This is a genomic window from Enterobacter cloacae complex sp. HYC042_NIDB (assembly GCF_056673315.1).
On the sequence record NZ_CP109650.1, the window covers coordinates 3,275,076 to 3,297,520 of the forward strand.

Annotated in this window: 14 protein-coding genes; 12 read left to right on the forward strand and 2 right to left on the reverse strand. The window is 58.5% G+C overall.

Features of this window, described 5'->3' with window-relative positions:
• Window positions 1–61 precede the first annotated feature (61 nt).
• A complete protein-coding gene (udk, locus tag OKF39_RS15745) occupies window positions 62–703 on the reverse strand; it encodes a uridine kinase (RefSeq protein WP_008500855.1) in 642 nt (213 codons plus the stop codon).
• A gap of 343 nt (window positions 704–1,046) precedes the next feature.
• Between udk and OKF39_RS15750 the strand changes: the two genes are divergently transcribed.
• Window positions 1,047–4,376, forward strand: a complete 3,330-nt coding sequence (locus OKF39_RS15750; RefSeq protein WP_063437112.1) for a diguanylate cyclase — start codon at window positions 1,047–1,049, stop codon at window positions 4,374–4,376.
• On the opposite strand, the gene alkA is transcribed toward OKF39_RS15750, so the two are convergent.
• Window positions 4,341–5,213, reverse strand: coding sequence for a DNA-3-methyladenine glycosylase 2 (alkA, locus tag OKF39_RS15755; protein ID WP_479983128.1), 873 nt, complete (start codon window positions 5,211–5,213; stop codon window positions 4,341–4,343). The genes OKF39_RS15750 and alkA overlap by 36 nt on opposite strands.
• A 130-nt stretch (window positions 5,214–5,343) precedes the next feature.
• Here alkA and yegD point away from each other — a divergent pair, with 130 nt between their 5' ends.
• The 11 genes from yegD to yegS all read left to right on the forward strand — a co-directional run bounded on the left by yegD (window position 5,344) and on the right by yegS (window position 22,378).
• Window positions 5,344–6,696 carry a molecular chaperone gene (yegD, locus tag OKF39_RS15760; RefSeq protein WP_041909098.1) on the forward strand — a complete coding sequence of 451 codons (1,353 nt, stop codon included), beginning with the start codon at window positions 5,344–5,346 and terminating at the stop codon, window positions 6,694–6,696.
• A 159-nt stretch (window positions 6,697–6,855) separates the two neighbouring features.
• Complete coding sequence (locus tag OKF39_RS15765; RefSeq protein ID WP_041909096.1) at window positions 6,856–8,058, forward strand: MdtA/MuxA family multidrug efflux RND transporter periplasmic adaptor subunit; 1,203 nt, start codon at window positions 6,856–6,858, stop codon at window positions 8,056–8,058.
• A complete protein-coding gene (locus OKF39_RS15770; RefSeq protein WP_028013810.1) occupies window positions 8,058–11,180 on the forward strand; it encodes an MdtB/MuxB family multidrug efflux RND transporter permease subunit in 3,123 nt (1,040 codons plus the stop codon). The genes OKF39_RS15765 and OKF39_RS15770 overlap by 1 nt, the downstream gene beginning before the upstream one ends.
• Entirely contained in the window at window positions 11,181–14,258 is a 3,078-nt protein-coding gene (mdtC, locus tag OKF39_RS15775; RefSeq protein WP_049137357.1) for a multidrug efflux RND transporter permease subunit MdtC, read from the forward strand.
• Complete coding sequence (mdtD, locus tag OKF39_RS15780) at window positions 14,259–15,674, forward strand: multidrug transporter subunit MdtD (protein ID WP_479983129.1); 1,416 nt, start codon at window positions 14,259–14,261, stop codon at window positions 15,672–15,674.
• Window positions 15,671–17,074 (forward strand): envelope stress sensor histidine kinase BaeS, encoded by a 1,404-nt coding sequence (gene baeS, locus OKF39_RS15785; protein ID WP_028013813.1) that lies wholly within the window; start codon window positions 15,671–15,673, stop codon window positions 17,072–17,074. Before mdtD ends, baeS begins: the two co-directional genes overlap by 4 nt.
• Window positions 17,071–17,793 carry an envelope stress response regulator BaeR gene (baeR, locus tag OKF39_RS15790; protein ID WP_047367938.1) on the forward strand — a complete coding sequence of 241 codons (723 nt, stop codon included), beginning with the start codon at window positions 17,071–17,073 and terminating at the stop codon, window positions 17,791–17,793. The genes baeS and baeR overlap by 4 nt, the downstream gene beginning before the upstream one ends.
• A 168-nt stretch (window positions 17,794–17,961) precedes the next feature.
• Window positions 17,962–19,323: a prephenate-dependent tRNA uridine(34) hydroxylase TrhP gene (gene trhP / locus OKF39_RS15795; protein WP_008500866.1), complete on the forward strand. Its 1,362-nt coding sequence runs from the start codon at window positions 17,962–17,964 to the stop codon at window positions 19,321–19,323.
• Between the two features lie 416 nt (window positions 19,324–19,739).
• Window positions 19,740–20,705: an Ssp4 family T6SS effector gene (locus OKF39_RS15800; protein WP_047367940.1), complete on the forward strand. Its 966-nt coding sequence runs from the start codon at window positions 19,740–19,742 to the stop codon at window positions 20,703–20,705.
• A gap of 61 nt (window positions 20,706–20,766) precedes the next feature.
• On the forward strand, window positions 20,767–21,318 hold the full coding sequence (locus OKF39_RS15805) for a hypothetical protein (RefSeq protein WP_065421995.1): 552 nt from the start codon (window positions 20,767–20,769) through the stop codon (window positions 21,316–21,318).
• A gap of 160 nt (window positions 21,319–21,478) precedes the next feature.
• Complete coding sequence (gene yegS / locus OKF39_RS15810; protein WP_069733098.1) at window positions 21,479–22,378, forward strand: lipid kinase YegS; 900 nt, start codon at window positions 21,479–21,481, stop codon at window positions 22,376–22,378.
• Window positions 22,379–22,445: the final 67 nt, after the last annotated feature.

Genomic DNA, 22,445 nt, shown 5'->3' on the forward strand with positions numbered 1-22,445 from the left:
GAGCCGTTGAACGCTCAGGGTAAAACCAGGTTATCTCTGAACGGTACACAATTCGCGCGGCTTATTCAAAAAACTGGCTGATTTTCGCTTTTAAGATATCAATAGCAATGCGGTTTTTGCCCCCGCGAGGCACGATGATATCGGCGTATTGTTTGGATGGTTCAATAAACTGCAGGAACATCGGACGGACCGTTTTCTGGTATTGCGCCATGACGGAGTCCATCGAACGGCCGCGCTCGTTAACGTCACGTTTGATGCGGCGCATCAGGCAGATATCCAGCGGGGTATCGACAAAGATGGAGAAGTTCATGGATTCACGCAGGCGAGCATCGGTCAGGAGCAGGATGCCTTCAAGGATAATGACCTTCTTCGGCTCGATGCGGATCGTTTCCTGGGTACGGGTGTGTTCTACGTAACTGTAAACGGGCAGTTCGATCGCCTGGCCGCTCTTAAGCGCTTCTAAATGCTGGAACAGTAAACTGTGATCCATCGCATTCGGGTGGTCATAGTTGGTTTTTACACGTTCTTCCATCGACAGATGGGATTGATCTTTGTAGTAGCTGTCTTCGGGAATGACGCCGATATGCTCATCACCTACCTGTTCACGCAGTTCGCGATAAAGCGTACTGGCAATTAGACTTTTACCTGAAGCCGATGCGCCGGCGATGCCTATAATGACGCACTGATGAGACTTATCAGTCATAAATTTAGCGACCTGAATAACCTGGATGTTAAGGAAGGACGACGCCGGAGCGTCAAACGCGGCAATTATAGGGATTTCGCGGGCGTGATACCAGTCGAATGCGCAGGTTCTGCGAGACAGGCTGAAAAGTGGCGCATTGCTCCCTGAGAGAAATTTTAATGACCGTTTTTTCAGCGTTTAACAGGAATTTTTTAGCGAGTAACTATTTAATAAGTCTATGATGTCAAATTATGAGCAGTCGCCATATGAATTGTAAATTGTTTGTACTAGCATAAACCAAATTATCAAATTCACTCGTGCGCACTTCTCTCCTGACGGCATGGCGTCTCTGGATAAAGCGGTAATGAATAAACAATACCAGCGGGTTTTGGTTACCACCCCACATCCTTTATTACGACTTGTCTGTCTGGGCCTGGTCACCTTTATCTTTACCTTATTTTCGCTGGAGCTTACCCGCTTCGGTACCCTGCTGGCGCCACTCTGGTTTCCTACCGCCATTATGATGGTGGCGTTTTACCGCCATGCAGGAAAAATGTGGCCCGGGATAGCCCTGGCCTGTTCATTTGGCAATATTCTGGCCTCGTGGATGCTGTTCTCCTGGGCGTCGATAAACCCCACCTACACCGCAATAAACGTTATTGAGGCCATCATCGGTGCCGTGTTACTGCGCAAGCTGCTTCCGTGGTACAACCCGCTGCAAAATTTAAACGACTGGATCCGCCTGGCAATAGGCAGCGCGCTGGTGCCGCCGCTGGTGGGCGGTATTCTGATGACGCTTCTGATCCCCGGCCCTGAGCCGCTGCGTAATTTCATCGTCTGGGTGCTATCTGAATCCATTGGCGCGCTGGCGCTGGTGCCGCTGGGGCTGCTGTTTAAATCCCATTACCTGCTCCGCCACCGTGATCCGAGATTGCTGCTGGAAACCCTGGTTACCATGGCCGTAACGCTGGCCCTCAGCTGGGCATCCATCACCTGGCTGCCGTGGCCCTTTACCTGCGTGATTGTCCTGCTGATGTGGAGCGCCGTACGCTTGCCGCGGATGGAAGCGTTCATGGTGTTTCTGGTTACCGTGATGGTCGTTTCACTGATGATTGCCCATAACCCTTCGGCGCTGACCACCCAACATGCCGGGCCGATGATGAACGCGCCGTGGCTGCCGTTCCTGATGCTCCTCCTCCCCGCTAACGTGATGACCATGGTGATGTATGCTTTCCGTGCCGAACGCAAACACATCACCGAGAGCGAAGAGCGCTTTCGTAATGCGATGGAGTATTCCGCTATCGGTATGGCGTTAGTCAGCATGGAGGGCCAGTGGCTTCAGGCCAACAAGGCGCTGTGCAATTTCCTCGGTTACAGCCAGACCGAGCTACAGTCGCTCACCTTCCAGCAGCTCACCTGGCCGGAAGATTTGCATACCGACCTGGAACAGCTGGAGCAGCTGGTCAACGGCGAGATCAACACCTACACCCTTGAAAAGCGCTATTACACGCGCAACGGAGAGGTCGTCTGGGCGCTTCTGGCCGTCTCCGTCGTGCGCCATGCCGATGGCTCGCCGCTCTATTTCATCGCCCAGATTGAAGACATTAACGATCTGAAGCAGACCGAGTGGGTCAATAAACGGCTGATGGAGCGCATTACGCTGGCCAACGAAGCGGGCGGCATCGGCATCTGGGAGTGGGATCTGGAGCCAGACATCATCAGTTGGGATAAGCGGATGTTTGAGCTGTATGAAATTCCGCCGCACATCAAGCCCACCTGGCAGCTCTGGCACGAAAGAATATTGCCGGAGGATCGCGCCCATGCGGAGCAGGTACTGCGGGATTCACTGGTTTCTCGTCTGCCGTTTAAGCTTGAATTCCGTATCCGCGTGAAGGAAGGCGTGCGCCATATACGCTCCCTGGCCAACCGGGTGCTGAATAAAGAGGGTGAAGTCGAACGTTTGCTCGGCATCAATATGGACATGACCGAGGTGAAGGAGCTTAACGAAGCGCTGTTTCAGGAAAAAGAGCGTCTGCACATCACGCTCGACTCCATCGGCGAAGCGGTGCTCTGTACCGATATCGACATGAACGTCACCTTTATGAACCCGGTCGCCGAGAAGATGAGCGGCTGGCTGCAGACCGAGGCCATCGGCCAGCCGATCCTGAAGGTGTTACACATCACCTTTGGGGAACGGGGCCAGCTGATGGAGAATATTCACAGCGGCGATATGTCACGCTCCGATATCGACCAGGATGTAGTGCTGAACTGCCGCACCGGCGGATCGTTTGATATCCATTACAGCATTACGCCACTCAGTACCCTTGATGGGCACAGTATTGGCTCGGTGATCGTTATTCAGGACGTCACCGAGTCGCGCAAAATGCTGCGTCAGCTAAGCTACAGCGCGTCGCACGATGCCCTCACCCACCTGGCAAATCGGGTCAGCTTCGAAAACCATCTCAAACGGCTTCTGCAAACCGTTCGCGAGACGCGTCAGCGTCATGCGCTGGTCTTTATCGATCTGGACCGCTTCAAAGCCGTCAATGATAGCGCAGGTCATGCGGCGGGAGATGCCCTGCTGCGGGAACTCTCTTCCATGATGCTAACCATGCTTCGCTCCAGCGACGTGCTGGCGCGCCTGGGCGGCGACGAATTTGGGCTGCTGCTGCCGGACTGCAATATTGAGAGCGCGCGCTATATCACCGGTCGTTTGATCCATACCATCAATGACTATCACTTTATGTGGGAAGGTCGCCTGCACCGGATTGGCGCCAGCGCAGGGATCACGCTGATTGATGAGCATAATAACCAGGCGTCAGAAGTGATGTCGCAGGCGGATATTGCCTGTTATGCCTCGAAAAACAGCGGCCGCGGCATCGTGACGGTGTACGAACCGCAGCAGGAGCGGGATCGGAGCGCGCGCAGCATGATGTCGCTGGACGAACAGTGGCATATGATCAAAGACAATCATCTGATGATGATAGCCCGCAGCGTCGCCTCCCCGCGCATACCGGAAAGCTGTAACTTCTGGCTGATTTCGCTACGCCTGTGGACCAGCCAGGGTGAAGTCCAGGAGGAGCACGCCTTCCGTTCTGGTCTGGCGGAGCCCGAACTGCTGCACGCCCTCGACAGACGTATCTTTGGTGAGTTTTTCCGCACCTCTGCCGCACAGGTCGCCCGTAAAGGGATGGGGGTAGCACTGCCGCTTTCTGCCGCCGGTTTAGCCAGCGTAACGCTGGTCGATGAACTCCTCGACCTGCTCGATAGCAGCCCCATGCCGGGCCGTCTGCTGCATCTGGTTATCGCGAGCGACGTGGTGTGTAATCCGGATGAGAACCTGCAGCGAGGGCTGCAAAAGCTTCGCCAGGCGGGCTGCCGGGTGATCTTCAGCCAGATAGGGCGCGACATGAACGTCTTCAGCCACCTGAGCCCGAACATGGCCGATTATCTGATGCTCGACGCCGAGGTGGTGAGCAACGTGTATGGTAATCTGATGGATGAGATGATGGTGACCATCGTTCAGGGCCACGCCCAGCGTCTGGGGATGAAAACCATCGCGGGCCCCTGCAACCAGCCCATCATGATGGATACGCTTTCCGGCATCGGCATTGATTTTATCTATGGCGACACCATCGCCGAGCCGCAGCCGCTGGATCTACTGCTCAACACCAGTTATTTCGCCATCAACTGACGGCGTCCAGCCGTCGGTATACCAGATGTGCAGCAGCGCGTAGGAGCGCCACGGCTGCCAGCGCTCGGCGTAACGACGGATCTGCGCGGGAGTCATCCCGGCGAAGCGTTGCTTAATCAGATAATCATCCGGCAGGAACACATCTTTCGCCTGCCAGCCTCTCAGGGCCAGGTAATTTGCCGTCCAGCGCCCGATGCCCGGCCGCTGCTGTAGCGCCTTCATGCCTGCCTCAACGTCCTCGGGCGGCGTCAGCGGAAACATCCCGTCAACAACCGACTGCGCCAGATGAATCAGCGCCTCCGCGCGTTTTACCGGCATCCCGAGCGCCTTGAGCGCCAGCGGATCGGCAGCGGCCAGCGCTTGCGGGGAGGGAAAGCAGACATAACCCGGTGCATCCTTCACCGGCTCACCGCACAGGGCGACAACGCGGGAAGCCAGTTTCGCCGCCATCGCCACGCTGACCAACTGCCCGAGAATGGCCCGTACGCCCTGCTCGTACGCATCCATCGCCCCCGGCAGACGCAAGCCGGGGCGGGCAGCGCCGAGATCCCCCAGCGTATCTGCGATGTGCTGTGGGTTACAGGCGAGATCGAACAGGCGCGCGATGCGTTCAAGACACGTCTGCGCAACCGGAACCAACCCCGGGCTGAGCGTCACAATCAGCGTATGGGTAGCGATATCCGGCGTCACGCGAAATATCCCCTGATGGCCGTCGCAGGCAAAGCTGCGCTCGTAGTAGTCGCTCGTGACGGTTTCAATGCCCGTCACCGCACGAGCGCCGAGAAAGCCAAACATCCACTGCCAGTCGTAAGGGGGTTGCCACGTCAGGGTATACATCGCTGCTCCTTTTTTATTTTTATCAGCATAAACGGAAAGACCTTGTTTTGCCTTGCTTTCATATTCCTGTTGTCGCGATGCAGACATTTCGTTAAAGTCTCGCCCCTTCTCACCGGCATGGGGATTAATCGTGTTTATTGGATTTGACTACGGTACGGCAAACTGCTCGGTTGCGATCATGCAAAACGGCCAACCGCAGCTTCTGAAAATGGAAAAAGAGAGCACGCTGCTGCCGTCAATGCTCTGCGCGCCGACGCGCGAAGCGGTGAGCGAGTGGCTGTTCCGCCACCATCAGGTTCCGGCTACCGCGGCGGAGACCCAGGCGCTGCTGCGTCGGGCGGTCAGCTTTAACCGCGAGGAAGACATCGACGTTACCCCTTCCAGCGTGCAGTTTGGCCTCTCCTCGCTCGGGCATTACATTGAAGACCCGGAAGAGGTCTACTTCGTTAAATCGCCAAAGTCCTTCCTCGGCGCGAGCGGCCTGAAGCCGCAGCAGGTGGCGATGTTTGAAGATCTGGTGTGCGCCATGATGCTGCATATCCGCAATCAGGCGCAGTCGCAGGTGCCGGATACTATCACCCAGGCGGTGATTGGCCGCCCGATCAACTTCCAGGGGCTGGGCGGTGACGAAGCCAACCAGCAGGCGCAGGGGATACTTGAGCGTGCGGCGCACCGGGCGGGATTCCGCGACGTGGTGTTTCAGTACGAGCCGGTTGCGGCGGGGCTGGATTTTGAAGCCACGCTGACGGAAGAGAAGCGCGTGCTGGTCGTCGACATCGGGGGCGGTACAACGGACTGCTCGCTTCTGCTAATGGGACCGCAGTGGCATCACCGTCGTGACCGCGAAAACAGCCTGCTCGGGCACAGCGGCTGCCGCGTAGGCGGCAACGATCTGGATATCGCCCTGGCCTTTAAGAGCCTGATGCCGCTGCTGGGCATGGGCGGTCAAACGGAAAAAGGCATCGCCCTGCCGATCCTGCCGTGGTGGAACGCGATTGCCATCAACGACGTTCCGGCGCAGAGTGATTTTTACAGCACCGCGAACGGGCGCTTCCTCAACGATCTGGTGCGCGACGCGCAGGATGCCGAGAAGGTCGCCCTGCTGTATAAAGTGTGGCGTCAGCGCCTGAGCTACCGCGTGGTGCGAACTGCGGAGGAGTGCAAAATCGCCCTTTCCGACCGTCCTGAACATGCGGTCTCCTTGCCGTTTATCAGCGAGGATCTGGCCACGGCGATTTCACAGGAGGGGCTGGAGACGGCGCTTGCTCAGCCGCTGCAGCGCATTCTGGAGCAGGTCCAGCTTGCGCTGGAGAACGGCAAAGAGAAGCCGGATGTGATCTACCTGACCGGCGGTAGCGCCCGTTCGCCGCTGATCAAGAAAGCGCTGGCGGAACAACTGCCGGGCATTCCGATTGCCGGTGGGGATGACTTTGGCTCCGTTACCGCAGGGCTGGCGCGCTGGGCGCAGGTGATGTTTAGCTAATGCGGTTGTGCCGGGTGGCGGCTTCGCCTTACCCGGCTAAAACGATCGCCACACTCAGACCATTCCTGACAGTCTTCCATATTTCCTCCATTTTTCCGCTGTGTTAGCTGACTAAACTAGTATCATTCCCCGAAGTATCCAGGATGAGAACGTATAACGATGAAAGGCAGTAACAAATCCCGCTGGGCAATCGCCGCTGGCATCATTGTGGTGGTCCTTGCCGCCGCCTGGTACTGGCACAGTCAATCTGCGAACTCCGCCGCTCCCGCTGGCGCCAGCAGCCAGGCCCAGCGCCCGGCTGGCGGCGGCCGTCACGGCATGCGCGGCGGCGCGCTGGCACCGGTTCAGGCGGCGACGGCGGTGAGCAAAGCCGTTCCGCGTTATCTGACGGGGCTCGGAACCATTACCGCCGCCAACACCGCCACGGTGCGTAGCCGCGTTGACGGTCAGCTCATCGCGATCCACTTCCAGGAAGGTCAGCAGGTCAAAGCGGGCGATCTGCTGGCGGAAATCGACCCGAGCCAGTTTAAAGTCGCCCTCGCTCAGGCGCAGGGGCAGCTCGCGAAAGACAAAGCCACCCTCGCCAACGCCCGTCGCGATCTGGCGCGCTACCAGCAGCTGGTGAAAACCAACCTTGTTTCTCGTCAGGAGCTGGACACCCAGCAGTCGCTGGTCAGCGAAACGCAGGGCACCATCAAAGCCGACGAGGCCGCCGTCGCCAGCGCGCAGCTGCAGCTGGACTGGAGCCGCATCACCGCGCCGATTGACGGACGCGTGGGCCTGAAGCAGGTCGATATCGGTAACCAGATCTCCAGCGGCGACACCACGGGCATCGTGGTGATCACCCAGACCCACCCGATTGATTTAGTCTTTACCCTGCCGGAAAGCGATATCGCAACCGTCATGCAGGCGCAAAAAGCCGGTAAAGGCCTGGTGGTGGAAGCCTGGGACCGCACCAACAAGCAGAAGCTGAGCGAGGGTTCCCTGCTCAGTCTGGACAACCAGATCGATACCACCACCGGCACCATCAAGCTGAAGGCGCGCTTTAACAACCAGGACGATGCCCTCTTCCCGAACCAGTTCGTCAACGCGCGAATGCTGGTTGCTACCGAAGAGAACGCGGTAGTGATCCCCACCGCAGCGCTGCAGATGGGTAACGAAGGAAGCTTTGTCTGGGTGCTGAACAGCGACAATAAAGTGAGCAAGCATCTGGTGAAAACCGGGATCCAGGACAGCCAGACGGTGGTCATCAGCGCCGGGCTCTCCGCCGGCGACCGCGTGGTCACCGACGGCATCGACCGTCTCACCGAAGGCGCGAAAGTTGAGGTGGTTGAACCTGCGAAACAGGGAGCGACCTCCTGATGCAGGTTATGCCCCCGAGCTCTACAGGTGGGCCGTCACGCCTGTTTATCCTCCGCCCTGTCGCCACCACGCTGTTGATGGTGGCGATCCTGCTGGCCGGGATTATTGGCTACCGCTTCCTGCCCGTGTCGGCGCTGCCGGAGGTGGATTATCCAACGATTCAGGTTGTCACTCTCTATCCTGGCGCCAGCCCGGACGTGGTGACGTCCGCCATTACCGCCCCGCTGGAGCGCCAGTTTGGCCAGATGTCCGGGTTAAAACAGATGTCCTCCCAGAGTTCCGGCGGGGCATCCGTCGTGACGCTGCAGTTCCAGCTAACGCTATCGCTGGACGTCGCCGAGCAGGAAGTGCAGGCCGCCATCAACGCCGCCACCAACCTGCTGCCGTCGGACCTGCCTAACCCGCCGGTCTACAGCAAGGTGAACCCGGCGGATCCGCCGATCATGACGCTTGCCGTCACCTCCTCCGCCATGCCGATGACCCAGGTCGAAGACATGGTCGAAACTCGCGTGGCGCAGAAGATTTCTCAGGTCTCCGGCGTCGGCCTCGTCACGCTGGCGGGCGGCCAGCGCCCGGCCGTGCGCGTGAAGCTTAACGCACAGGCGATTGCCGCGCTGGGGCTGACCAGCGAAACCATCCGCACCGCCATCAGCAGTGCCAACGTCAACTCGGCGAAAGGCTCGCTGGACGGCCCGACCCGTGCGGTCACCCTCTCGGCAAACGACCAGATGCAGTCCGCCGACGAATACCGTCAGCTGATTGTGGCCTACCAGAACGGCGCGCCGATCCGCCTGGGCGATGTCGCCACCGTGGAACAAGGCGCGGAAAACAGCTGGCTCGGCGCGTGGGCGAACAAGCAGCAGGCGATCGTGATGAACGTGCAGCGCCAGCCGGGCGCCAACATCATCGAAACCGCCGACAGCATCCGCACCATGCTGCCGCAGCTGATTGAAAGCCTGCCGAAATCGGTCAGCGTAAAAGTCCTTTCCGACCGCACCACCAACATTCGCGCGTCGGTCACCGATACCCAGTTCGAGCTGATGCTGGCGATTGCGCTGGTGGTAATGATCATTTACCTGTTCCTGCGCAACGTTCCGGCAACCATTATCCCCGCCGTCGCCGTGCCGCTCTCGCTGGTCGGGACCTTTGCGGTGATGGTGTTCCTCGACTTTTCGATTAACAATCTGACGCTGATGGCGCTGACCATCGCCACCGGGTTCGTGGTGGATGACGCCATCGTCGTTATCGAGAACATCTCGCGCTATATCGAGAAAGGTGAAAAGCCGCTGGCCGCCGCGCTGAAGGGCGCAGGGGAAATCGGCTTTACCATTATCTCGTTGACCTTCTCGCTGATTGCGGTGCTGATCCCGCTACTGTTTATGGGCGACATCGTCGGGCGGCTGTTCCGCGAGTTTGCCGTGACGCTGGCGGTCGCCATTTTGATCTCTGCCGTGGTGTCGCTGACCCTGACGCCGATGATGTGCGCCCGCATGCTAAGCCACGAGTCCCTGCGCAAGCAAAACCGCTTCTCCCGCGCCTCCGAGCGGATGTTCGAGCGAATTATTGCCGCCTACGGTCGCGTGCTGGCGAAAGTGCTGAACCATCCGTGGGCAACGCTTGGCGTGGCGCTGGGCACGCTGGCGCTCAGCGTAATGCTGTGGATTTTTATTCCGAAAGGTTTCTTCCCCATCCAGGATAACGGCATTATTCAGGGCACGCTTCAGGCTCCGCAGTCGGTCTCCTTCGCGAACATGGCGCAGCGCCAGCAGCAGGTGTCTGAGATCATCATGAAAGACCCGGCGGTGGAGAGCCTGACGTCCTACGTGGGGGTGGATGGCACCAATCCGTCGCTCAACAGCGCGCGTCTGCAGATCAACCTCAAGCCGCTGGATGAGCGCGACGACCGCGTGAACGCCGTCATCGAGCGCCTGCAAAGCGCCGTGGCCCGCGTGCCGGGCGTTGAGCTTTACCTGCAGCCGATTCAGGATTTGACCATCGATACCCAGGTCAGCCGCACGCAGTATCAGTTCACGCTCCAGGCTACGTCGCTTGATGCCCTCAGCACCTGGGTGCCGCAGCTGGTTGAAAAACTTAACACCCTGCCGCAGCTCGCCGACGTCAGCAGCGACTGGCAGGACAAGGGGCTGGCGGCCTACGTCAACGTTAACCGCGACACCGCCAGCCGTCTGGGCATCACCATGTCGGACGTGGACAACGCCCTGTATAATGCCTTCGGTCAGCGCCTGATCTCCACCATCTACACCCAGGCGAACCAGTACCGCGTGGTGCTGGAACACAACACCGAGAACACCCCCGGCCTGGCCGCGCTGGACTCGGTGCGCCTGACCAGCAAAGACGGCGGTATTGTGCCGCTGAGCGCCATCGCCACGGTGGAGGAGCGCTATACCCCACTGTCGATTAACCACCTGGATCAGTTCCCGTCCACCACCATTTCCTTCAACGTGCCGGACGGTTACTCGCTGGGCGAGGCGGTGGAAGCCATCCAGGCTGCTGAAAAAGCGCTCAGCTTCCCGTCCGACATTCAGACCCAGTTCCAGGGCAGCACGCTGGCGTTCCAGGCCGCGCTGGGCAACACCGTCTGGCTGATCGTCGCGGCGGTCGTGGCGATGTACATCGTGCTTGGCGTGCTGTACGAAAGTTTTATCCACCCAATCACCATCCTCTCTACCCTGCCAACGGCGGGCGTGGGGGCGCTGCTGGCATTGATGCTGGCGGGCAGCGAGCTGGACGTTATTGCCATCATCGGCATCATCCTGCTTATCGGGATCGTGAAGAAAAACGCCATCATGATGATCGACTTTGCGCTGGCCGCCGAGCGCGAGCAGGGCATGTCGCCGCGCGATGCCATCTTCCAGGCCTGCCTGCTGCGTTTCCGCCCGATCCTGATGACCACGCTGGCCGCCCTGTTGGGGGCGCTGCCGCTGATGCTCAGCACCGGCGTCGGCGCGGAGCTGCGCCGCCCGCTGGGTATCGGTATGGTCGGGGGCCTGCTGGTGAGTCAGGTGCTGACGCTCTTCACCACGCCGGTGATCTATCTGCTGTTTGACCGCCTGGCGCTGTGGACCAAAAGCCGTTTCCCGAAACGTGAAGAGGAGGCGTAAGTGAAGTTTTTCGCCCTCTTCATTTACCGTCCGGTGGCGACGATTTTACTCTCCGTCGCCATTACCCTGTGCGGCGTGCTGGGCTTCCGGCTGCTGCCAGTTGCCCCCCTGCCGCAGGTGGATTTCCCGGTGATCATGGTCAGCGCCTCGCTGCCGGGTGCGTCACCGGAGACCATGGCCTCGTCCGTTGCCACGCCGCTGGAGCGTTCTCTTGGGCGGATTGCGGGGGTCAACGAGATGACCTCCAGCAGCTCGCTGGGCAGCACGCGCATCATTCTGGAATTCAGCTTCGACCGGGATATTAACGGTGCCGCCCGTGACGTGCAGGCGGCCATCAACGCCGCGCAAAGCCTTCTGCCGAGCGGGATGCCGAGCCGTCCGACCTACCGCAAGGCCAATCCGTCCGACGCGCCAATCATGATCCTGACGCTGACCTCGGACACCTATTCTCAGGGGCAGCTCTACGACTTTGCGTCGACCCAGCTGGCGCAGACGATCTCACAAATCAACGGCGTGGGTGACGTGAGCGTTGGCGGCAGTTCTCTGCCCGCCGTGCGCGTGGGCCTGAACCCGCAGGCGCTGTTCAACCAGGGCGTGTCGCTGGACGACGTGCGCTCCGCCATCAGCAGCGCCAACGTGCGTAAACCGCAGGGGGCGATTGAGGACGGCAGCCACCGCTGGCAGATCCAGACCAACGACGAGCTAAAAACCGCCGCCGAGTATCAGCCACTGATTATTCACTACAACAACGGCGCGGCGGTACGCCTGAGCGACGTCGCCAGCGTCACCGACTCGGTGCAGGACGTGCGCAACGCCGGGATGACCAACGCTAAACCGGCCATCCTGCTGATGATCCGCAAGCTGCCGGAGGCGAACATTATTGAGACGGTGAACAGCATTCGCGCCCGCCTCCCGGAGCTGCAGGAGACCATCCCGGCAGCAATCGATCTGCAGATTGCCCAGGATCGCTCCCCGACCATCCGCGCCTCGCTTGAAGAGGTGGAGCAAACGTTGATTATCTCCGTCGCGCTGGTGATCCTGGTGGTGTTCCTGTTCCTGCGCTCCGGCCGCGCGACGCTGATCCCGGCGGTGGCCGTGCCGGTGTCGCTGATTGGGACCTTTGCCGCCATGTACCTGTGTGGCTTTAGCCTTAACAACCTGTCGCTGATGGCCCTGACGATTGCGACGGGCTTCGTGGTGGATGACGCCATCGTGGTGCTGGAGAACATTTCCCGCCACCTTGAAGCGGGCGTGAAACCGCTGCAGGCCGCGCTGCAGGGCACGCGCGAGGTGGGCTTTACGGTACTTTCCATGAGCCTGTCACTGGTGGCGGTATTCCTGCCACTGCTGCTGATGGGCGGGCTGCCGGGCAGGCTGCTGCGGGAGTTTGCCGTCACGCTCTCGGTCGCCATCGGGATTTCGCTGGTGATTTCCCTGACGCTGACGCCGATGATGTGCGGCTGGATGCTCAAGCGCAGCAAGCCTCACTCGCAGCCGCGCCGCAAAGGCTTTGGTCGTTTTCTGATGGCGATGCAGGAAGGCTACGGCAAATCGCTGAAGTGGGTGCTGAACCATACGCGGCTGGTCGGCCTGGTGCTGATCGCCACCATTGGGCTCAACGTCTGGATGTACATCACCATCCCGAAAACCTTCTTCCCGGAGCAGGACACCGGCGTGCTGATGGGCGGCATTCAGGCGGACCAGAGCATTTCATTCCAGGCGATGCGCGGCAAGCTGCAGGACTTTATGAAGATCATTCGTGAGGATCCGGCTGTAGACAACGTCACTGGCTTTACCGGCGGCTCGCGCGTTAACAGCGGGATGATGTTCATTACCCTTAAGCCGCGCGGCGAGCGCAACGAAACGGCGCAGCAGGTGATTGACCGCCTGCGGGTGAAGCTCGCCAAAGAGCCGGGCGCAAACCTGTTTTTGATGGCCGTTCAGGATATCCGCGTCGGCGGGCGGCAGGCGAACGCCAGCTACCAGTACACGTTGCTCTCGGATGATTTAGCCGCCCTGCGCGAGTGGGAGCCGAAGATCCGTAAGGCGCTGGCCGCCCTGCCGGAGCTGGCGGACGTGAACTCCGATCAGCAGGACAACGGCGCGGAGATGGCGCTCACCTACGACCGCGAAACCATGTCGCGGCTGGGCATCAACGTTGAAGCCGCCAACAGCCTGCTAAATAACGCTTTCGGCCAGCGGGAGATCTCCACCATCTATCAGCCGATGAACCAGTACAAGGTGGTGATGGAGGTCGACCCGCGCTACACCCAGGACATCAGTGCGCTGGATAAAATGTTTGTGATTAACAGCGACGGCAAGGCGATACCGCTCTCGTACTTTGCCAGCTGGCGACCAGCCAACGCGCCGCTGTCGGTGAACCATCAGGGGCTGTCGGCGGCGTCGACCATCTCCTTTAACCTGCCCGCCGGTTCATCGCTTTCCGAGGCCAGCGACGCGATCAACCGCGCGATGACGCAGCTTGGCGTGCCGTCCACCGTGCGCGGCAGCTTTGCCGGGACCGCACAGGTGTTCCAGGAGACGATGAATTCGCAGGTGATTTTGATTCTGGCCGCCATCGCCACGGTCTATATTGTGCTTGGCGTCCTGTATGAGAGCTACGTTCACCCGCTGACCATTCTCTCAACGCTGCCGTCGGCGGGCGTGGGGGCGTTGCTGGCGCTGGAGCTGTTCGGCGCGCCGTTTAGCCTTATCGCGCTCATCGGGATCATGCTGCTGATCGGCATCGTGAAGAAAAACGCCATCATGATGGTGGACTTCGCGCTGGACGCCCAGCGCAACGGCAACCTCTCGCCGGAGGAGGCGATTTTCCAGGCCTGCCTGCTGCGTTTTCGTCCGATCATGATGACCACCCTGGCGGCGCTGTTTGGCGCACTGCCGCTGGTTATCTCGGGCGGAGACGGCTCAGAGCTGCGCCAGCCGCTGGGGATCACCATCGTCGGCGGCCTGGTGATGAGCCAGCTGCTGACGCTGTACACCACGCCGGTGGTCTATCTGTTCTTCGACCGCCTGCGGCTGCGCTTTTCGCGTAAAAACAGAACCACGGTGACCGGGTAAATGACTGAGCTTCCCAGCAACGTTCGCTGGCAATTGTGGATAGTCGCCTTCGGCTTCTTTATGCAGTCGCTGGATACGACCATCGTTAACACCGCCCTCCCCTCCATGGCGAAAAGCCTGTGGGAGAGCCCGCTGCATATGCACATGGTGATTGTCTCCTACGTGCTGACGGTTGCGGTGATGCTGCCTGCCAGCGGCTGGCTGGCGGACAAAGTGGGCGTGCGGAATATTTTTTTCACGGCTATTGTGCTGTTTACCGCTGGCTCGCTGTTTTGCGCCCAGGCCAGCACCCTCGACCAGCTGGTGACGGCGCGCGTGCTGCAGGGCGTCGGTGGCGCGATGATGGTGCCCGTCGGGCGGTTAACGGTGATGAAGATTGTGCCACGCGAGCAGTACATGGCGGCGATGACCTTCGTCACGCTGCCCGGCCAGGTGGAGCCGCTGCTGGGCCCGGCGCTGGGCGGGATGCTGGTGGAGTACGCCTCCTGGCACTGGATCTTCTTGATCAATCTGCCGGTGGGCATCATCGGCGCCATCGCCACCCTGACGCTGATGCCGAACTACAAAATGCAGACGCGGCGCTTTGATTTCTTCGGCTTTATTCTGCTGGCGGCGGGCATGGCTACGCTCACCCTGGCGCTCGACGGGCATAAGGGACTGGGGATCTCCGCCCTGACGCTCGGGGTGCTGGTGGTTATCGGCATCACCGCCATTGGATGGTATTGGTGGCACGCTCGCGGGAATGACCAGGCGCTGTTCAGCCTGAACTTATTTAAAAATCCCACCTACCGCCTTGGCCTGTTCGGCAGCTTCGCCGGACGTATCGGCAGCGGCATGCTGCCGTTTATGACGCCCGTGTTTCTGCAAATTGGCATGGGGTTTTCGCCGTTTCACGCGGGCCTGATGATGATCCCGATGGTGCTCGGCAGCATGGGGATGAAGCGCATCGTGGTGCAGGTGGTGAACCGCTTTGGCTACCGTCACGTGCTGGTGGCCGCCACGCTGGGGCTGTCGCTGGTCAGTCTGCTATTTATGACCGTGGCGCTGATGGGCTGGTACTACGTCCTGCCGCTGGTGCTGTTCTGCCAGGGGATGGTCAACTCCATGCGCTTCTCGTCGATGAATACCCTGACGCTGAAAGACCTGCCGGACGATCTGGCGAGCAGCGGCAACAGCCTGCTGTCGATGGTGATGCAGCTCTCCATGAGCGTCGGCGTGACCATCGCGGGTTTACTGCTCGGCATGTACGGCCAGCATCACCTCAGCATCGACACGCCGGTGGCGCATCAGGTCTTTTTATATACCTATATCAGCATGGCGGTCATTATCGCCCTGCCCGCTTTCATCTTTGCCCGCGTGCCGGATGATACCAGCAAGAACGTCGTGATTAGGCGCGGCAAAAGGAGTGGCTCATGAAATTCTGGCGTCCGGGTATTACCGGCAAGCTTTTTGTGGCGATTTTTGCCACCTGTATCGTCCTGCTGATCACTATGCACTGGGCGGTGCGGATCAGCTTTGAGCGCGGTTTTATTGATTACATCAAGCATGGCAATGAACAGCGTTTACAGGGCTTAAGCGATGCGCTGAGTGAACAGTACGCCCAGCACGGCAACTGGCGTTTTCTGCGCAACAATGACCGCTTTATTTTCCAGATCCTGCGCTCGCTGGAGCACGATGCCGGCGACGATCGGCCTGGCCCGGGCATGCCGCCACACGGCTGGCGCACCCAGTTCTGGGTAATCGATCAGGATATGCGCACGCTGGTTGGGCCGCGCGCACCGATACCGCCGGACGGCACCCGCCGGGCGATTAAGGTGAATAACGCGACCGTCGGCTGGGTTATCGCCTCACCGGTGGAGCGCCTGACGCGCAACACCGACATCAACTTTGACCGCCAGCAGCGCCGGACCAGCTGGCTGATCGTCGCTCTCTCCACCCTGCTCGCCGCGCTCGCCACCTTCCCGCTGGCGCGCGGTCTGCTCGCGCCGGTGAAACGGCTGGTGGAAGGCACGCACAAGCTGGCAGCCGGGGATTTCACCACCCGCGTCGACACCCGCAGTCAGGACGAACTGGGCAAGCTGGCGCAGGACTTTAACCAGCTCGCCAGCACGCTGGAGAAAAACCAGCAGATGCGCCGCGACTTTATGGCCGATATTTCCCACGAGCTGCGCACCCCGCTGGCGGTGCTGCGCGGCGAGCTGGAGGCGATTCAGGACGGCGTACGCCAGTTTACCCCCGAATCGGTTGCCTCTCTGCAGGCGGAGGTGGGTACGCTCACCAAGCTGGTGGACGATCTCCACCAGCTTTCCATGTCCGACGAAGGCGCGCTGGCCTACCAGAAGGCGCCCGTCGATGTCATTAACGTGCTCGAAGTTGCCAGCGGCGCCTTCCGGGAACGGTTTGCCAGCCGCAACCTAAAAATCGACCTCTCCCTGCCGGACAGCGCGGTGGTGTTTGGCGACAAAGACCGGCTGATGCAGCTGTTTAACAACCTGCTGGAGAACAGCCTGCGCTACACCGACAGCGGTGGCGGGCTGCATATCTCCGGCAGGCAGGACAACGGGCGCTTCGCCCTCACCTTCGCGGATTCCGCCCCCGGCGTGCAGGACGCGCAACTGGAAAAATTGTTCGAGCGCTTTTACCGCACCGAAGGCTCCCGCAACCGCGCCAGCGGCGGTTCCGGCCTGGGGCTGGCGATTTGCGTTAACATCGTCGAGGCGCATAATGGCACCATTCGCGCCGCCCATTCGCCTTTTGGCGGGGTTAGCATTACAGTAGAGTTACCTCTGGAACGGGATTTATCGAGAGAAGTATGACCGAGTTACCGATTGACGAAAACACGCCGCGCATTTTGATCGTCGAAGACGAACCCAAGCTGGGACAGCTGCTGATCGACTATTTACGCGCGGCCAGCTATGCCCCGTCACTGATCAGCCACGGCGACCAGGTGCTGCCGTACGTGCGCCAGACTCCGCCGGATCTTATCCTGCTGGATTTAATGCTGCCGGGCGTTGACGGACTGACCCTGTGCCGGGAGATTCGTCGCTTCTCCGACGTGCCTATTGTCATGGTCACCGCCAAAATTGAAGAGATTGACCGCCTGCTGGGGCTCGAAATCGGCGCGGACGACTACATCTGCAAGCCCTACAGCCCGCGTGAGGTGGTGGCCCGCGTGAAAACCATTCTGCGCCGCTGCAGGCCGAAGCGCGAGCTTCAGATGCTGGACGCCGAAAGCCCGCTGATTGTGGATGAGAGCCGCTTCCAGGCGAGCTGGCGCAGCAAGCTGCTGGACCTCACCCCTGCGGAGTTCCGCCTGCTGAAAACCCTCTCCCACGAGCCGGGAAAAGTCTTCTCACGCGAACAGCTGCTGAACCACCTGTACGACGATTACCGCGTGGTGACCGATCGCACCATCGACAGCCACATCAAAAACCTGCGCCGCAAGCTGGAGGCGCTGGACGCCGAGCAGTCATTTATTCGTGCGGTGTACGGCGTGGGGTATCGCTGGGAAGCGGATGCGTGCAGGATTGCCTAGTTAGCCGCTGGTTAATCCAGGCCGGGTAAGGCGAAGCCGTCACCCGGCACAATAACTTTACCTCCCTGCCCCGCAGCGCTACAATGCCCGCCCTTAAAGTGGGGGATCTCCCCTTACCGCTGCACCTGGTGCATGCGGATCTGACCTGTCATCAGAACGAGAACAAACATGTTTAAACCGGAACTCCTTTCCCCGGCGGGAACGCTGCAAAATATGCGTTACGCTTTCGCCTATGGCGCTGACGCCGTGTATGCGGGCCAGCCGCGCTACTCGCTGCGCGTGCGTAACAACGAATTCAACCACGAGAACCTGCAGCTCGGCATCAACGAAGCGCATGCCCTGGGTAAAAAATTCTACGTGGTGGTCAACATCGCGCCGCACAACGCCAAGCTGAAAACGTTCATCCGTGACCTGAAGCCGGTGGTGGATATGGGGCCGGACGCGCTGATCATGTCAGACCCGGGTTTAATCATGCTGGTTCGGGAGAACTTCCCGGAAATGGATATTCACCTCTCCGTACAGGCTAACGCCGTCAACTGGGCGACGGTAAAATTCTGGAAGCAGATGGGGCTGACCCGCGTCATTCTGTCCCGCGAGCTTTCGCTGGAAGAGATTGAAGAAATCCGCACTCAGGTGCCGGACATGGAAATTGAAATCTTCGTTCACGGCGCGCTGTGCATGGCCTACTCCGGCCGCTGCCTGCTCTCTGGCTATATCAACAAGCGCGACCCGAACCAGGGCACCTGCACCAACGCCTGCCGCTGGGAATATAACGTCCAGGAAGGCAAAGAGGACGATATCGGCAACATCGTCCACAAGCATGAGCCGATCCCGGTGACGAACGTTGAGCCAACGCTGGGCATCGGCGCGCCAACCGACAGCGTGTTTATGATTGAAGAAGCCAAACGTCCGGGCGAGTACATGACCGCCTTCGAAGACGAGCACGGCACCTACATCATGAACTCAAAAGATCTGCGCGCCATCGCCCACGTTGAGCGCCTGACGCAGATGGGCGTGCACTCCCTGAAGATCGAAGGCCGCACCAAATCCTATTATTATTGCGCGCGTACCGCACAGGTGTACCGCAAAGCCATCGACGATGCGGCGGCCGGTAAACCGTTCGATACCAGCCTGCTGGAAACGCTGGAAGGCCTGGCGCACCGCGGCTATACCGAAGGCTTCCTGCGCCGCCATACCCACGACGACTACCAGAACTACGAGCACGGCTACTCCGTTTCCGAGCGCCAGCAGTTTGTCGGCGACTTCACCGGCGAGCGCAAAGGCGCGCTGGCGGCGGTGGCGGTGAAAAACAAGTTCACCAAAGGCGACAGCCTGGAGCTGATGACCCCGCAGGGCAACATGAACTTCACGCTGGAGCATCTGGAAAACGGCAAAGGCGAAGCGATTGAGGTTGCGCCGGGCGACGGGCATACCGTCTGGCTGCCGGTTCCGGAAGAGGTGGAGCTGAAGTTCGCGCTGCTGATGCGTAACTTCAACGGTGAAAGCACCCGAAACCCACACGGCAAATAGTCAATCAGGGAAATTTTTTCGCGCTGGGATAATTCTTAGAATCGGATCACATACCGCTTCGTTCAATACGGGTATTATCCCCCCGCTGAAAAACATAACCCATAAATGCTAGCTGTACCAGGAACCACCTCCTTAGCCTGCGTAATCTCCCTTACGCGGGCTTATTTTTTTGCCGCATTCAGTCCACTTATTAAAAATCAAATTGCGTAGACCCACCAATTGAAGGGTGTTGATTCGTAATAGCGTCTGCTGGAAGATCTTTTCGAGAATCGGGCAGGTATACGACATTCATCACAACTTTTAATGGATCTGGCGGGATGGCGCATTATTCGGATCATTCCTAATTCCGGTCTACAACATGCCCTTTACTCTTGATTTCTTGACGATATACGATTTCACATGGATGGAGAGACGACATGACATTTCCTGGCCAGATTTCAAAGGATTTTCCAGATTATGAACTCGCACGTAGTCTGGGTCTTGCCTCCGGCGGGGATATAAATTTCACCGCCCTTGCCAATCAGTTGGACTGTTGCCGTAACTTTAGCCAGGTTGGGATCATCTACTCAGACGGTGCGCGTCAGTGGTTAGTAAGACCCTCAAGGCGGATTGCGACACCAAACGAAAGCTCTGTAAGCCATGTCGTCATCACTAAAGTAAATGCCTCATTAAATAATCCCATCCAGGCAACGACGACGACGATTCAGTCACCGTCATTAGCGACTGAAATAGGTTCTACGGCGATTTCTTGCGGAGCCGCCATTCTTACTGTCGTCCTTGCTGCAGGCGCAGGTATGGCCATTCCTCTCACCGCAGGTTCTTCCGGTGCTGTTGCCGCTGTGATTGTCGCAGGCGGTGTAGCAACAGGAATTCAGTGTGCAAACGGGCTTGGCCGCTTGTCACTTATTGCCATGAATCATAATGACTATGTTGCCTGGATGGACTCCCAGGAGTGGTATACCGCAACCAATACTGCTCTGGATGCGATTTCACTTGCCGGGGCAGCTGCAGGTCTAAAAAGCGCTGTATTAACCTACCGCCTTCTTAATCGCTCGACGTCTGAAAGTTTACTCTCGTTATTACAAAAAATGAGCCGAGCGGACCGCACGCGGTTAACGGAGGAGATCATTCGTATCCGAAATCCCGGGATCTCGAATTCAGGGGTTAAGGCGGCAATGAAAGCTGGGGTTTACCCTAAACGTTATCCATCGGAAGCGCTGCAGTTGCTCTTACAGCGAGAGCTGTTGAATGCTATTTCAAACTCCTCAGCATTTGTTGGAAGTGCTCTGTCGGGTACAATCCGGAATCCTCAGAATATTACACAATCTGGTAAATACGTTTTTGGTCTGATTCAGTCTTTTTCATTTACAGGAAGTTATTGACCCGGACATGATAAATTACATCAAGAAGAGCCTTGCATTAAGTACTGTGATAACAGGTGAAATGGCGACTGACGATTGTCAACGGCTTGAATCATTGAAAGATCGCTTAAAAGATCAGCACGGTGTTCCTGTGGGTGTACATATGACTGGCATACCCTTAGCAATAAGTACCTTACTCAGTATTTTTTGCTACGCTATGCTACAAGTTTCTGTCTGGATGTTGCTATTTCGCTTGATCGGCTTACCTGAATTTCAAGTAATGATGGGTGTATTCCTTGGAGCAGTGGTGTATTGCATGGTTGTGATGTGCACGATGTTTTTAACTGCCAGAGGGTCATTGACGGGATTTAAACTGCATCTTTCGGTCATTACACTGACTGGCTTGATGAGCATCGTTTATTTTATCTGGACGTGGATTTCGCTTTTATTCAGCTCTGTAGAGAATTACACACCGCAAATAACTTCATTATTAGGGTTGGGATTTTTCTGCTTGAATATCGTGTGGATGAACACATCGGTCTTTTACCGTTCAATTGCGCTAACGCTACATAATCGGGTGTGGCGTAAGCAGTTGAAAATTGAGAACAGGAACATGACAGGGCTCAAACGTTGACAGCAAGAGTCAATTGAGAGACCGGCCTATAAAAGGTAAACGCCTCAAAGGGGGATCCCCCCCTTTCCGCAGCCATATTTTTGTCTTTCATCCAGTTCTTACCCGCTTTTTTCCTCTCTGCTATACACTCTTACTAACGCTAAAAAAGGGAGCAGCGAGGATGGCAACCTATCCAGACAGTTTATTGATTCTCAATGGCAAAAGTGCAGGCAACGATCCGTTGCGTCAGGCGATTATGGGTTTGCGTGACGACGGCGCACGTATCCACGTGCGCGTGACGTGGGAAAAAGGCGACGCGGCACGCTATATCAACGAAGGCTTAGCGTTAGGTATCAGCACCATCATTTCCGGCGGCGGCGATGGCACCATCAATGAGATTGCCTCTGCGCTTATCGACCTGCCACCGGCAGATCGCCCGGTGATGGGCATATTACCGCTCGGCACCGCCAATGATTTTGCCACCAGCGCCGGGATCCCAGAAGATTTAGAGAAGGCGCTTCAGCTGGCGATCCTCGGCAAAGCCACCGCCGTGGATATCGCCCAGGTGAATGACAAAACCTGCTTTATCAATATGGCGACGGGTGGATTCGGCACGCGCATTACCAGCGAAACGCCGGAAAAACTGAAGGCGGCGCTGGGCGGCGTGTCATACCTGATCCACGGTTTGATGCGTATGGACACCCTCAAGCCGGACCGATGCGAAATTCGCGGTGAGGCTTTTCAGTGGCAGGGTGACGCGCTGGTGATTGGGATTGGCAACGGACGTCAGGCAGGCGGCGGACAGCAGCTCTGCCCGGAGGCGCTGATTAACGATGGTCAGCTACAGCTGCGCATTTTCACCGGCGACGGTCTGCTGCCCGCGCTGTTTACCACGCTGACGCAGCCGGAAGAGAGCCCGAATATCATTGACGGTAAATCGGCGTGGTTCGAGGTGAATGCGCCGCACGGGATGACGTTTAACCTCGACGGAGAGCCTCTTAGCGGGACGCAGTTCCGCATTGAGGTATTACCCGGCGCGCTGCAGTGCAGGCTGCCGCCGGACTGTGTGCTTTTGCGCTGATGTTTCACACGGTGCGCGATGATGCCCTCACCCCAACCCTCTCCCACAGGGAGAGGGAGATGGAGAC

Bases quoted from the DNA above. Each gene is read 5' to 3' on its own strand.
- udk (WP_008500855.1), bottom strand. From the start codon at position 703: ATGACTGATAAGTCTCATCAGTGCGTCATTATAGGCATCGCCGGCGCA.
- OKF39_RS15750 (WP_063437112.1), top strand. From the start codon at position 1,047: ATGAATAAACAATACCAGCGGGTTTTGGTTACCACCCCACATCCTTTA.
- alkA (WP_479983128.1), bottom strand. From the start codon at position 5,213: ATGTATACCCTGACGTGGCAACCCCCTTACGACTGGCAGTGGATGTTT.
- OKF39_RS15765 (WP_041909096.1), top strand. From the start codon at position 6,856: ATGAAAGGCAGTAACAAATCCCGCTGGGCAATCGCCGCTGGCATCATT.
- OKF39_RS15770 (WP_028013810.1), top strand. From the start codon at position 8,058: ATGCAGGTTATGCCCCCGAGCTCTACAGGTGGGCCGTCACGCCTGTTT.
- mdtD (WP_479983129.1), top strand. From the start codon at position 14,259: ATGACTGAGCTTCCCAGCAACGTTCGCTGGCAATTGTGGATAGTCGCC.
- baeS (WP_028013813.1), top strand. From the start codon at position 15,671: ATGAAATTCTGGCGTCCGGGTATTACCGGCAAGCTTTTTGTGGCGATT.
- baeR (WP_047367938.1), top strand. From the start codon at position 17,071: ATGACCGAGTTACCGATTGACGAAAACACGCCGCGCATTTTGATCGTC.
- trhP (WP_008500866.1), top strand. From the start codon at position 17,962: ATGTTTAAACCGGAACTCCTTTCCCCGGCGGGAACGCTGCAAAATATG.
- OKF39_RS15800 (WP_047367940.1), top strand. From the start codon at position 19,740: ATGACATTTCCTGGCCAGATTTCAAAGGATTTTCCAGATTATGAACTC.
- OKF39_RS15805 (WP_065421995.1), top strand. From the start codon at position 20,767: ATGGCGACTGACGATTGTCAACGGCTTGAATCATTGAAAGATCGCTTA.
- yegS (WP_069733098.1), top strand. From the start codon at position 21,479: ATGGCAACCTATCCAGACAGTTTATTGATTCTCAATGGCAAAAGTGCA.